Origin of the sequence: Haemophilus sp. oral taxon 851 str. F0397 (assembly GCF_000242295.1) — a bacterium.
Taxonomy (GTDB): Bacteria; Pseudomonadota; Gammaproteobacteria; order Enterobacterales; family Pasteurellaceae; genus Haemophilus.
Genome location: NZ_JH591081.1, coordinates 28,897 through 41,384 on the forward strand (window position 1 = coordinate 28,897; position 12,488 = coordinate 41,384).

11 protein-coding genes are annotated in these 12,488 nt (G+C 39.3%); 6 read left to right on the top strand and 5 right to left on the bottom strand.

Annotation, left to right across the window (positions count from 1 at the left end; genetic code table 11):
- Positions 1–106: 106 nt before the first annotated feature.
- The 3 genes from HMPREF9096_RS02045 to ppx are packed head-to-tail and all read left to right on the top strand — an operon-like array spanning position 107 to position 7,295.
- Complete coding sequence (locus tag HMPREF9096_RS02045; protein WP_009500698.1) at positions 107–1,843, top strand: autotransporter assembly complex family protein; 1,737 nt, start codon at positions 107–109, stop codon at positions 1,841–1,843.
- A gap of 9 nt (positions 1,844–1,852) precedes the next feature.
- A complete protein-coding gene (locus tag HMPREF9096_RS02040) occupies positions 1,853–5,758 on the top strand; it encodes a translocation/assembly module TamB domain-containing protein (RefSeq protein WP_009500699.1) in 3,906 nt (1,301 codons plus the stop codon).
- Positions 5,759–5,765: 7 nt separating this feature from the next.
- Positions 5,766–7,295, top strand: a complete 1,530-nt coding sequence (ppx, locus tag HMPREF9096_RS02035; RefSeq protein ID WP_009500700.1) for an exopolyphosphatase — start codon at positions 5,766–5,768, stop codon at positions 7,293–7,295.
- 63 nt (positions 7,296–7,358) lie between these two features.
- Here the strand turns inward: ppx and HMPREF9096_RS02030 are convergent, their stop codons facing one another.
- Positions 7,359–8,042, bottom strand: a complete 684-nt coding sequence (locus HMPREF9096_RS02030; protein ID WP_009500701.1) for an rRNA large subunit pseudouridine synthase E — start codon at positions 8,040–8,042, stop codon at positions 7,359–7,361.
- A gap of 176 nt (positions 8,043–8,218) precedes the next feature.
- Positions 8,219–9,043 (bottom strand): lipoprotein e(P4), encoded by an 825-nt coding sequence (gene hel / locus HMPREF9096_RS02025; protein WP_009500702.1) that lies wholly within the window; start codon positions 9,041–9,043, stop codon positions 8,219–8,221.
- Positions 9,044–9,269: 226 nt separating this feature from the next.
- On the opposite strand from hel, the gene ftsB reads away from it, so the two are divergent.
- The 3 genes from ftsB to ispF are packed head-to-tail and all read left to right on the top strand — an operon-like array spanning position 9,270 to position 10,698.
- Positions 9,270–9,548, top strand: coding sequence for a cell division protein FtsB (ftsB, locus tag HMPREF9096_RS0108815; RefSeq protein ID WP_005627159.1), 279 nt, complete (start codon positions 9,270–9,272; stop codon positions 9,546–9,548).
- Positions 9,548–10,225 (top strand): 2-C-methyl-D-erythritol 4-phosphate cytidylyltransferase, encoded by a 678-nt coding sequence (gene ispD, locus HMPREF9096_RS02020; protein WP_009500704.1) that lies wholly within the window; start codon positions 9,548–9,550, stop codon positions 10,223–10,225. Before ftsB ends, ispD begins: the two co-directional genes overlap by 1 nt.
- Positions 10,222–10,698, top strand: a complete 477-nt coding sequence (ispF, locus tag HMPREF9096_RS02015) for a 2-C-methyl-D-erythritol 2,4-cyclodiphosphate synthase (RefSeq protein WP_009500705.1) — start codon at positions 10,222–10,224, stop codon at positions 10,696–10,698. Before ispD ends, ispF begins: the two co-directional genes overlap by 4 nt.
- A 525-nt stretch (positions 10,699–11,223) precedes the next feature.
- Here the strand turns inward: ispF and dtd are convergent.
- From dtd to HMPREF9096_RS02000, 3 genes are all read right to left on the bottom strand, one after another.
- Positions 11,224–11,658, bottom strand: a complete 435-nt coding sequence (gene dtd, locus HMPREF9096_RS02010; protein ID WP_009500706.1) for a D-aminoacyl-tRNA deacylase — start codon at positions 11,656–11,658, stop codon at positions 11,224–11,226.
- Positions 11,655–12,095, bottom strand: coding sequence for an FMN-binding protein MioC (gene mioC / locus HMPREF9096_RS02005; protein WP_009500707.1), 441 nt, complete (start codon positions 12,093–12,095; stop codon positions 11,655–11,657). The genes dtd and mioC overlap by 4 nt, the downstream gene beginning before the upstream one ends.
- Positions 12,096–12,205: 110 nt before the next feature.
- On the bottom strand, positions 12,206–12,424 hold the full coding sequence (locus HMPREF9096_RS02000; protein WP_005629924.1) for a cell division protein ZapB: 219 nt from the start codon (positions 12,422–12,424) through the stop codon (positions 12,206–12,208).
- Positions 12,425–12,488 lie beyond the last annotated feature (64 nt).

A 12,488-nucleotide genomic window follows, 5' to 3' on the forward strand; every position in this document is an offset into this window, starting at 1 on the left:
GTGCGGTATTTTTTATTAAAAACCCGACAAAATACGCTGTAAATATTGGATCCTAACGAACTTCGCGGTAGACTATACCGCAACTCAAAAATTTTAGCCCCTCAAAATGAAAAAAATATCGCTAAAACTCACCGCACTTTTTTTAGCATTAAGTTGCTTTCCCGCATTTGCTGAACAAACCGTTGATATTGAAGTTCAAGGTATCCGTGGTTTCCGTGCTGTTCGTAATACGGATCTCAATGTTCATCTGATTAATAAAGAAGAAATGGATGGTTCCGAACGCTATCAACATTTAGTCACTCAAGCTGTGGATCGTGGTTTGCGTGTGTTTGGTTATTATGAATCTTCCGTGCGTTTTGAACGAAAACAGCGTCAAGGCAAACGCGATTTATTGATTGCGCACGTTACACCAGGCGAGCCAACAAAAATTGCGGGCACTGATGTGCAAATTGAAGGGGAAGCCGCACAAGATGAAAATTTTGATGCGTTACGTAAAAAATTACCTAAAGAAGGGGTGTTAGTTGAACACCAAACTTATGATGATTACAAAACAGCGATCTCACGTTTAGCATTAAATCGTGGATATTTTGATGGGGAATTTAAAATTTCACGTTTAGAAATTAGCCCAGAAACCCATCAAGCATGGTGGCGAATGTTATTTGATAGCGGCGTGCGTTATCATTATGGCAATATTACTTTTAGCCATTCACAAATCCGCGACGATTATCTCAATAATATTCTTAACATAAAATCTGGCGATCCATATTTAATGAATAATTTGTCGGATTTAACCAGCGATTTTTCATCTTCAAATTGGTTTAGCTCAGTATTAGTTCAACCTAATGTTAATCATAAAAACAAAACTGTGGATGTGGAGATTATTCTTTATCCACGTAAAAAAAATGCGATGGAACTCGGTGTGGGCTTTGCCACTGATGGTGGCGTGCACACTCAAATTGGTTGGACAAAACCGTGGATTAATAGCCGTGGACATAGTTTCCGCACCAATCTTTATCTCTCTGCGCCAAAACAAACTTTAGAGGCAACTTATCGAATGCCATTGCTTAAAAATCCATTAAATTATTACTATGATTACTCTGTCGGTTGGGAAGGTGAAAAAGAGAATGATACCAATACGAGAGCGCTTACATTGTCCGCATTACGTTATTGGAACAATGCGCATGGCTGGCAATATTTTGGTGGACTTCGTGCGCGATATGATAGTTTTACACAAGCCGATATAACCGATAAAACATTCCTCCTTTATCCAACGGTCGGATTTACTCGTACCCGATTACGTGGCGGTTCTTTTGCAACTTGGGGCGACGTACAAAAAATCACTTTTGATGTGGGTAACAAAGTTTGGTTATCGGAAGCGTCTTTCGTAAAAGTGCAAGCCTCTAGCGCATGGATTCGTACTTATGCAGAAAATCACCGTATCGTTGCTCGTGCTGAAGTTGGGTATTTACATACAAAGGATATTGAAAAAATTCCGCCCGCACTTCGTTTCTTTGCTGGTGGCGATCGCAGTGTGCGCGGTTACGGCTATAAAAAAATTGCGCCTAAAAATAAAAACGGAAAATTGGTTGGTGGCTCGCGATTACTTGCGGGTTCTTTAGAATATCAATATCAAGTTTATCCGAATTGGTGGGCGGCTACCTTCGCAGATAGCGGATTAGCAGCTAATGATTACACGACTAAAGAATTGCGTTATGGCGCAGGCGTTGGTGTCCGTTGGGCATCACCAGTGGGCGCAATTAAATTTGATATAGCCACCCCGATTCGTGATAAAGATAACAGCAAAAATATTCAATTTTACATCGGACTTGGTACAGAAATTTAAGGTGAATTTATGACAGAACAAATACAACCATCAGAAACTTCACCAAAATCACCTGAGCAACCTAATAAAAAACATTGGGTACGCAAGGCTGTTTGTATCGGAAGTGCGGTCATTTTGGTGCCTATTTTAGGTGTTGCTGGGGCGCTTTCTTTCGATGAGGGGCAAAGAGGTTTAATTCAACTTGCCGATAAAATGCTTGATAGTTTTTCCGTTGAGCAAATTGAAGGCGGACTACAAAATGGCTTGGTGTTAAATAATGTTCGTTATCAAACCGCTGGGATTGATACTCATATTGCACAAGCACGTTTACAGCTTGATTTCGGTTGTTTGCTTTCACGTGAGGTTTGTTTACGTGATTTCACCTTAAATAAACCGACGATTGCAATTAATACAGCATTACTGCCTCCATCAACGCCTGATGATTCAAAGTCTGGCCCGATGAAACGCATTTCCTTGCCAATTGGTATCAATGCCGAAAATTTGGTTGTGCAAGATTTATCTGTAAATATTGATCAGACTAGTATTACGCTTGGAAATTCTAAAAGTGCGGTACATTTAAATAATGAAAAAGGCTTAACTATTGCGCCGACTGAAATTAACGATATTTCAGTGATTGCAAAAAAATCGCCCGAAGCTAAACCTGAACCGCAAGCCACTAATCAGAATAAGACGAATAAACCTGTAGATTGGGATGCGATTGAGCAATCTTTAACGCCTGCTTTTTTAGGCAATGTATCAGAAATAATTCTTCCTTTTGATTTACATATCCCTGCGATTAAAGGCAAAAACTGGAATTATCAAGCGGTGAATGAAAAAGGTGAAACACTTCAATCTATTGAAATCCCAAGCCTGATTGCACAAGCGGATACTGTCGATAACCAACTGCAATTACAAAAATTAGCGGTAGAAAGCTCGTTGGGTAATTTTTCTTCACAAGGTAAATTACAACTCGATGGTGATATGCCGCTAGATTTAACTTTAAAATCTCATTTGGAGCCGTTGAAATCCGATGGAAAAGAAATTTTGCCAGCGAGTGATGTTGATCTTACGCTTTCGGGATCATTGAAAAAATCCACCGCACTTTCTTTAAAAACAAAAGGCGTATTAGATGCTGAACTGAATGGCGAAGTGCAATTAGCGCAAGACAAAATGCCCTTAAACCTCACATTAAATGTGGCAAAAGGACAATACGCTTTTGTAAACACAATGGCGCCACTCAAAATTAATGATGTAACACTTAAGCTCACGGGGGATTTACTGAATTATCACGCTGAACTTAAGGGTGGCGTAGATGGAATGGATTATATTCCAGCATCTAAAGTGGACCTTAATGCCGACGGCAAACTTTATGAAGTAACCGTCAATAAATTGGGGATAGCTTCGTTAGATGGTAAAAGTGAATTTGTGGGGACTGCAAACTGGAAAGAGGGCGCAAACTGGGATGTACAAGCCGATTTAGAAAAAATGAATATCGGTTTTTATGTACCTGTCATGCCTGCAACATTATCTGGCAAATTGCATTCACGTGGTTTTGCAGGCTCTCAAGGCTGGCAAGTGGAAGTGCCAGTAGCCGATTTAAATGGAACACTGTCTTCAAACCCCATCAGTTTAAAAGGCTCCGCAACACTTAATCAAAATGTACTTCTAACAGTACCTGATTTGCAGGTTAGATATGGTGAAAATCATCTTAACGCAAGAGGTGTATTAGATGACCATTCTGATTTTGTATTAGATGTTGATGCACCCAATTTGCGTGGTTTATGGTCTGATTTAAGCGGTAATGTGAAAGGGCATGCGGCTATTTCTGGTCAGTTTACCAGTCCAAATCTTGATCTTGACTTAACCTCGTCTAATTTACACTTGCAAGGTTTCCAATTATCTAAAGCGAGCGCGAAAGGGAATATCAAAAGCGATCCTTTAGCTAAAGGACAATTCAATATTAAGGCAGAGCAACTTCATTATGGTGAAAGTGTTAAACTCCGTTTACTTGATCTCGCTTTATCTGGCGATGAACAAAATCATCTGTTAACGCTTAAATCCCAAGGTGAGCCTGTTGCCGCAAATTTACAAATTAACGGCCATTTTGACCGCACTTTGGAACAGTGGAAAGGCACACTTTCCCAAGCAAAATTCGATACACCTATTGGTGATGTAAAATCCAACCAAGCTATTGCGGTGTCTTACGATAACAAACAAACACAAGCCAATATTGCTGCACATTGCTGGCAAAATACAGATGTAGAATTATGTTTTCCACAAGCATTCAATGTGGGCAAGCAAGGGAATATTCCTTTCCAATTTAAACGTGTTAATTTGGATTTAGTGAATAAACTTATCGAACAAGATAGCCTCAAAGGCAATTTACAAGCGCAAGGTAATGTTGCTTGGTTTACGGATAAACCATTCCAATTTACCGCCAAAGTAGATGGCAATCACTTAGCTTTCTCTCAAAAATTGGATTACCGTACGTTTAAATTGGATATTCCAAAATTAACCCTTAACGCTGACATTCAAAATAATAATTTGGTTTTAAAAACAGACATCAATGTGCATAACCAAGGCAGAGTTGTTGGCGATATTCATTTAAATGACCTGGCTAAAAATCGTCAACTTGGCGGAACCCTTGCAATAGAAAGATTAAGCCTGTCTATCGCAAATCATCTACTTACTAGCGGTGAATCAGTGAATGGTGAGGTAGTCTCGAAGTTGAGTTTCGGCGGGAATTTAGAGAAACCATTATTAAATGGCAACTTCAATATTCGCAATATTCGTACCAAATTAAAATCTATGCCAGTCAATATTACTGATGGCGATATTGCCGTACGTTTCCACGGTAATAATTCCACCTTACAGGGAAAAATTGAAACTAGCGATAGTCGTTTGAATTTAACCGGCCGAGCAAACTGGGCGAATATTGAACATTGGACAACAGAATTAAACGCTCAGGCAAATAATTTCAACGTGGATATTCCATCTATGGCGAAACTACGTTTCAGTCCAAATATCACGGTAAAAGCCAATCCGAAAGAATTGAATTTAAGCGGAACAGTGGATATTCCTTGGGCGCGTATTAGAATTGATAGCTTACCAGATACTGCTGAGCCAGTAAGCGAAGATGAAGTTATTTTAAATGGCCCTCATAAGAGCAAAGAAGAACTGATTAAACGTGAATTTGCGGCAAAAACAAAATCAGGAATGGATATTCGTTCTGATTTACGCATCAATATTGGTAAAGACGTCAGCCTTGATGCCTATGGTTTGAAAACCAATCTTGATGGTTTACTTTCTGTCAAACAAGACAAAGGTAATTTAGGTTTATTCGGTCAAATCAATTTAACCAAAGGTCGCTATGCTTCTTTCGGACAGGATTTACTGATTCGGAAAGGGCTTATTAGCTTTTCTGGGCAAGCGACACAACCTACGTTGAATATTGAGGCTATTCGTAATCCTGACGCAATGGAAGATAGTAAAATTATTGCTGGTGTGAGAGTAATAGGTTCAGCTGATAGACCTGATGTCACCATCTTTAGCGAACCAAGTAAACCACAAGATCAAGCACTTTCCTATTTGTTAACGGGTCGCTCATTAGAAAATAGTGGTGAGGCAGGTTCTAGTGGCTCTGTGGGGGCGGCATTGCTTGGCCTAGGACTTTCAAAGAGCGGTAAATTAGTGGGAAGTATTGGCGAGGCTTTTGGTATCCAAGATTTAAACCTTGGCACATCGGGTGTGGGGGATAAATCCAAAGTGACCGTCAGCGGAAACCTCACTAACCGCTTACAAATAAAATATGGTGTAGGCTTATTTGATGGCTTAGCAGAAGTAACCTTACGTTACCGCTTAATGCCACAACTTTATTTTCAATCCGTTTCTAGTACAAACCAAGTGTTTGACTTACTTTATCAATTTGAATTTTAGGAATTTTATGAATCACCCTATTTTAGAACCCCAGCACCGCAGCGATGTACGTGAAATCGCGGCGATTGATCTCGGGTCAAACAGCTTCCACATGATTGTTGCGCGTATTGTGAACGGCTCAATCCAAGTACTTTCTCGCTTAAAACAAAAAGTGAAACTCGCGGAAGGCTTAGATGAAAATGCGGTGCTTAATCAAGAGGCTATCACGCGTGGTGTAAATTGCTTAGCCTTATTTGCCGAACGTTTACAAGGATTTCCTGTTGAAAATGTCAATGTGGTTGGTACTTATACGTTACGAAGAGCGGTGAATAATGATGAATTTTTACGTCAAGCGGCCAAAGTTTTCCCCTATCCCATTAATATTATTAGTGGGCAAACTGAAGCTAAAACCATCTACGCTGGCGTATGCCACACTCAACCAGAAAAAGGTCGTAAGCTCGTTGTGGATATTGGTGGTGGCTCGACAGAAATGATCATCGGCGATGATTTCACGCCACTTGTGGCTGAAAGCCGTCACATGGGGTGCGTGAGTTTTGCGACTCAATTTTTTACCGATGGTGTCATTTCTCCAGAAAACTTTCAACGCGCGCGTCAAAGTGCGGTCAATAAAATCGAAGATTTAGGCTTTGAATATCGCAAATTAGGTTGGCAATCTGTGCTCGGATCATCGGGCACGATTAAAACTGTTGCACAAGTCATTACGACTAATCTTGATCCAAATGGAACCATTACAGCCGAGCGATTAAACGCTCTAATTGAGCAAACCCTACAATCTAAGCATTTTACAGAACTCAATATTAACGGTTTAAACCAAGACCGCGTAGATGTTTTTGTTCCCGGTTTAGCGATTTTAAGTGCGGTGTTTGAAGTTTTTCATATTCAACAAATGCGCTATTCTGACGGCGCATTGCGCGAAGGCGTCATTTATAGCCTAGAGAAAAACTTCCAAGTTGCAGATATTCGAGCACGCACAGCTTGGGGATTAAGCGAACAATTCAATATTGACCAAGCTCAAGCTCACCGCGTTGCAGATAGTGCTAATTTACTCAGTGCACAATATCAAGATTGGCAATCGACAGAATTTATTGAAGAAATGCGCGAAATCCTGCTTTGGGCAGCGCGCTTGCATGAAGTAGGCATTGTGATTAATCACAAAGGTTTACAAAAACATTCGGCGTATATCTTACAAAATATGGAACTACCTGGGTTTGATCGCGAACAGCAACGTTTGCTTACAGCGTTAGTGCGTTGGCATATCGGCACGCTTAAACCTGCTGAATTTTTTAAATTTGCACGTTATAGCGAGCAAGATGTGATGGTTTTAATGCGATTGCTTCGTCTTGCGGTTATTCTCAATAAATCCCGTCAAGCAACAGAAACTGCAAAAAATTTCACCCTTGAAACGCACCGCACTTTGAATGATTGGACATTGAATTTTGAAAGCGGATACTTAGATCGTAACCCATTAATTTGGAATGAATTGCGAGCAGAAAGTAATCTTCTGAAAGAGTTTGAAAGCAGTTTAGTTTTTTATTAAGTATCTTTCTGCTCAATCTTTATGGGAGAAAAATTTAGGGTAAGCTAAATACTTGTCCTATTTTTATAATTTGACGGTATGAAATAACGCTTTTATTTCATCCAATGATAATAATCTAAATGATCCATTCGCTAATCCATTAATAGATAATGAGCCCTGACTTACTCTCACTAATCGTAAAGTGGGGAAACCAATATGCGCAGTCATTCTCCGCACTTGACGGTTGCGCCCTTCACTAATCTTAATTTCTAACCAGCTTGTGGGAATATTTTTTCTCTCTCTGATAGGTGGATTACGTTCCCATAAATTTGGCTCTGAAATTAACCGCACTTGAGCGGGTTTTGTCATGCCATCTTTGAGTTCTACACCTTTTCTGAGTTGTGCTAAATCGGTTTCTTCAGGGATGCCTTCCACTTGCACCCAATAGGTTTTTTCTGTTTTAAATTTGGGATCGGCCAAACGATGTTGTAATTCGCCATTATTAGTTAAAATCAGTAATCCTTCACTGTCTCTATCTAATCGACCTGCCGCATAAACATTTGGAATTGAGATAAAATCTTTTAAGGTTGCGCGTCCTTGTTCGTCGGTAAATTGCGTGAGTACATCAAAAGGTTTATTGAATAACACAACTGTGGTTTCATCCAACGACAGCGTTTTAGGTTTTGATTTTGGTTTAAAAGTGCGGTGAAAATTAATCGCACTTTTTCCTTTAGACGGCAATTTTCCTGCTGAAAAATTTTTCTTCATTGAATTTGATTTCTACTTTGAAAGATTTGCAACATCATAGCAAAACTTCAAGCTGTAGTAATGATGATTACTTGAGTTAATCTAAAAAACTAAAAGGGCTAAGCCAGTAAAAACTGAGCTTAGCCCCCAAACTAAAATTTTAGAATCGATATTAAATCGATCTTTTTAATGGAAAATTATTTACCATCCCAAGCTTGTACTGCATCTAAACGAGCTTTGATTTTGCCTTGTGTATCTTTTTTGAAATACCCATCAGCTAAACCGCCTTCCCAGCCACCGTAGTTTGCGTTAGGTAACATGATGAAAGTTTTACCAAATTTACCTTGGTTTTGATCAACGAATGCACGACGATCTGCGTTTAATTTGCCATATACAGTATCACCGAAGTCATCTAAGTTATCGCCTACATAAAGTACGATTTCATAGCCTTGTTTTTCAATTTCTGCAAAACGAGCTGCTTTAGCTGATTTGTCTTTTTTCAAATAAAATGCAGATTCTTCCACGCCATTGAAACCTAAGCGTTTCATATCATCGATAGTGCCTGCTTTTTCAGTGCTATCTTTGCGGTTTGTTACGTAGAACATTTTACCTTTGTGGCTGTTTACGTAATTATTAAATTCTACCGCACCCGGAACTGCACGAGATTGACGCGCGTCTACCCAACGAGTCCAATCTTTACCATCGAATGGTTTGTTATTTTGAACTTGCCAGCCAGCATAAGGGCTGTTATCTAACATGGTTTCATCTAAATCAACCACAACCGCTTTTTTCTTACCTTTTGCCACTTTTGCGTGATCAAATGCAACTTTTGCCGCATTGTAGGCTTGATAAGCTAATGCTTTATATTCGCCAGAATCTTGCATCCAGTTTAAGCCAAGCACCGCTTGTTGTTGCAATTGCATTTTTGCGTGGTCTTCTGATTTCATTTGGTGTGAACCACAGCCAGCTAAAACAAAAGCAGAAAGAGCCGCAAGTGCGGTCATTTTTAACGTTGTTTTCATGTTATATTCCTTTTAAATTTAGGGTTAGTAAAAACGAGGAGAGTATAGCAAGCCTTTTTATTTTTTGGGGCGTTTTCTTGGTAATTCTATTAAATTTGTGATGTTCGTCACATTTTTAACGCGAGATTTAGATGTAAAACTTACTGCACTTTCTTTTTTTATCCTATCGCCTTTCCCCCCTTTTCACGGTAAACTAACCGCAATTTTATTCATCACCAACATTTTTATGCGACTTCTTATTCTCATTCTTTTTGCCGTATTAGCTTTGTTTCAATATGACTTATGGTTTGGCCGTAATGGTTTCTTCGATTACCGCGACACTGCCGCAAAGATTGTAGAAAACCAAGCGGAAAATGAAAAACTGTCTCAGCGCAACCAGCGTATTAATGCGGAGATTCAAGGACTAACTAAAGGCTTTGAGGCTATTGAAGAACGTGCGCGAATGCAACATGGCATGGTGAAAGAAAACGAAGTGTTTTATCACATTGTGAAAGAGAATAAATAATGACTCGTTCAATTATTGCGGTATTGCCAGCAGCTGGCGTGGGCTCACGAATGCAAGCGGATAAACCGAAACAATATTTAACGCTACTCGGCAAAACACTGCTCGAACACACACTTGATGTTATGCTTTCTCATCCTGCTGTCTCTAAAATTATTTTGGCGGTGAGCAAAGATGATCCTTATATTGCTAAGCTATCACTCCCTAGTAAAATTCAGTTAGTAGAAGGTGGCGCAACACGTGCCGAATCGGTATTAAATGGTTTAAACGCAATTGAGGAAAAAAATGCGTGGGTGCTTGTTCATGATGCTGCTCGTCCTTGTTTGCAACACGCCGACATTGATAAATTGCTAGCCATTGAAGATGAACATGGTGCTATTTTGGCAATTCCAGCGACGGATACGATTAAACGGGCGGATAATCAACAATGTATTGTGAAAACAGAAGATCGTCGTCAACTTTGGCAAGCGATGACACCACAGTTTTTCCCAGTAGATATATTAAGAAATGCGCTTTCCACAGGGATTCAACAAGGTGCGAATATAACGGATGAAGCATCAGCAATGGAACTCGCAGGATTTCGACCGCACTTGGTAGCTGGGCGTAGCGATAATTTAAAAGTGACTCGTCCAGAAGATTTAGCATTAGCAGAATTTTATTTAACAAGGAATAAATTATGATCAGAATTGGACACGGTTTTGATGTTCATGCGTTTGGCGAAAATCGCCCATTAATTATCGGCGGAGTAGAAGTGCCTTATCATACAGGGTTTATTGCGCACTCTGATGGCGATGTGGCATTACATGCCTTAACCGATGCAATCTTGGGCGCCGCCGCTCTAGGTGATATTGGAAAGCTTTTCCCTGATACCGATATGCAATATAAAAATGCTGATAGCCGTGGGCTATTGCGTGAAGCATTTCGTCAAGTGCAAGAAAAGGGATATAAAATAGGTAATGTCGATGTCACTATCATTGCACAAGCACCTAAAATGCGTCCACATATTGATGCTATGCGTGCCAAAATAGCTGAAGACCTACAATGTGATATTGAGCAAGTCAATGTGAAAGCAACGACTACCGAAAAATTAGGCTTTACAGGAAGACAAGAAGGGATCGCTTGTGAAGCTGTTGCCCTTTTAATCCGACAATAATTATTTATTCTTAAAAGTGCGGTGAAATTTTTCAAAGAATTTCACCGCATTTTTATTTTTGTGATCTAGATCACAGTTTTAACCTAGGAAAAGGCATACCATATTCTTGTACAGTGAGTTTGTAGCTGATAACACAGACTATAAATGAAAAGATTTAGGCGCAAGAATGGATGTTTGTGCCATTTGGCATTGCGCTGTGCACTTTGCCTATTGGGTTTGGCGGGCTGTTGTCTGACATTCCCGATTGTCCCTAATCAGTGATAATGGCAGTGGGTGATAATTCACCTTTGTTATTAAAGTGGCCATTGGTGAGAGGAAACGTCCATTTATGGACGAGGGAGCAATGGAGGGCTTCAGTTCGCCTTTTTGCTCACCAACCTTGTTGTTAGGTGCTATGTTGTTAGTTGACGTTGACTAATGGAATATGTACGTTTAACGCAGATATTCCATTAGTTAAGCTATTTAGCGTGCTTAATTTTCTAAAATCCAAAAATCTTGTCTTATTACTAACTCAACCGTTCTTATTTATACGTTTAACCAAAACGTAACTGGGCCATCGTTTGTTAAACTCACTTGCATATCCGCTGCAAATTGCCCTGTTGAAACAGGTAATTTCTCACCGCACTTTTGGATAAAGTATTCATATAATTCATTAGCCAATGCTGGGGGGGCACCTTTTGAAAAGCTTGGACGCAAACCTTTTTGTGTATCCGCCGCTAATGTAAATTGAGAAACAATAAGTAATTCACCTTGTGCTTGTTGAACATTTAAGTTCATTTTGTCATTTTCATCACTGAAAATTCGATAATTAAGCACTTTTTCAGCAAGTTTATCCGCTTTTTCTTGATTATCTTCTTTTTCTACACCAAGCAAAACCAGCAAACCTTTGCCAATTTTCCCGATTGTTTCACCGTTTACATCAACTTTCGCTTGGGTGACACGCTGGATTAAGGCAATCATTTTAATCCCTCAATAAAGCTCGGTAACCATGCTTCAGCATAGCCTTCTTGATCATCCACGTTTAACACGTCAATTTTTAAAGTCTCGCAAATTTTGACCGCATTTTTTTCTTGGAGAGTTTGCTCTACTTTGTCCGCTGCATAGCAAAAAGTATCATAATCAGAATTACCCAATCCAACAACCGCAAAGCGAACATTTGAAAAATCGCTTTGATTTTTAGCTAATTCATCAAATAGAGGTTTTAAATTATCTGGAAACTCGCCCGCACCATGAGTTGAAGTCACAACAAGCCAAATTTTTTCATTTTCGATGTCGGATAAACTTGGTCCGTGAAAAAGAGCGGTGGAAAAACCTTGAGTTTCTAAAACATCGTTTAAATGTTCGGCAACATATTCTGCGCCACCTAAAGTGCTGCCAGAGAGAATGCAAATGTGCATTTGATTATCCTGTATTTATTTTTCTTCCCTCATTCGAGGGAAAAGTAAAAAGAATATTTTTGAAATGATTAAAATAAAAAGGCTTAGATTTTCTAAGCCTTTTATTACGATTAAACGTTATCGAATTTGCCAAGCAATGAACGAATATGTTCTTGCCAGTTGCGGTGTTCGTTTTTCAGTTGTTCGTTTTCAGTTTGTAAACTTTCGATATTTCTGTGAGATTCTGCGTTTTTCTCTTTTAATTCTTCAACTTCTAATTGAAGTAATTGGATAGTTTCTACCGCTTGTTTAATTTTTTCTTCAAGCTGGTTCAAAATTTCTAAAGACATAATGATTTCCTTTTAAATATGGGTAAGTTTGAGAGTATTTTACCCAGTAAATTTGCCTTTTTAA

Coding starts and splice junctions, on each gene's coding strand:
- ispD (WP_009500704.1), top strand. CDS start 9,548: ATGACTCGTTCAATTATTGCGGTATTGCCAGCAGCTGGCGTGGGCTCA.
- HMPREF9096_RS02040 (WP_009500699.1), top strand. CDS start 1,853: ATGACAGAACAAATACAACCATCAGAAACTTCACCAAAATCACCTGAG.
- hel (WP_009500702.1), bottom strand. CDS start 9,043: ATGAAAACAACGTTAAAAATGACCGCACTTGCGGCTCTTTCTGCTTTT.
- HMPREF9096_RS02000 (WP_005629924.1), bottom strand. CDS start 12,424: ATGTCTTTAGAAATTTTGAACCAGCTTGAAGAAAAAATTAAACAAGCG.
- ppx (WP_009500700.1), top strand. CDS start 5,766: ATGAATCACCCTATTTTAGAACCCCAGCACCGCAGCGATGTACGTGAA.
- ispF (WP_009500705.1), top strand. CDS start 10,222: ATGATCAGAATTGGACACGGTTTTGATGTTCATGCGTTTGGCGAAAAT.
- ftsB (WP_005627159.1), top strand. CDS start 9,270: ATGCGACTTCTTATTCTCATTCTTTTTGCCGTATTAGCTTTGTTTCAA.
- HMPREF9096_RS02045 (WP_009500698.1), top strand. CDS start 107: ATGAAAAAAATATCGCTAAAACTCACCGCACTTTTTTTAGCATTAAGT.
- HMPREF9096_RS02030 (WP_009500701.1), bottom strand. CDS start 8,042: ATGAAGAAAAATTTTTCAGCAGGAAAATTGCCGTCTAAAGGAAAAAGT.
- dtd (WP_009500706.1), bottom strand. CDS start 11,658: ATGATTGCCTTAATCCAGCGTGTCACCCAAGCGAAAGTTGATGTAAAC.
- mioC (WP_009500707.1), bottom strand. CDS start 12,095: ATGCACATTTGCATTCTCTCTGGCAGCACTTTAGGTGGCGCAGAATAT.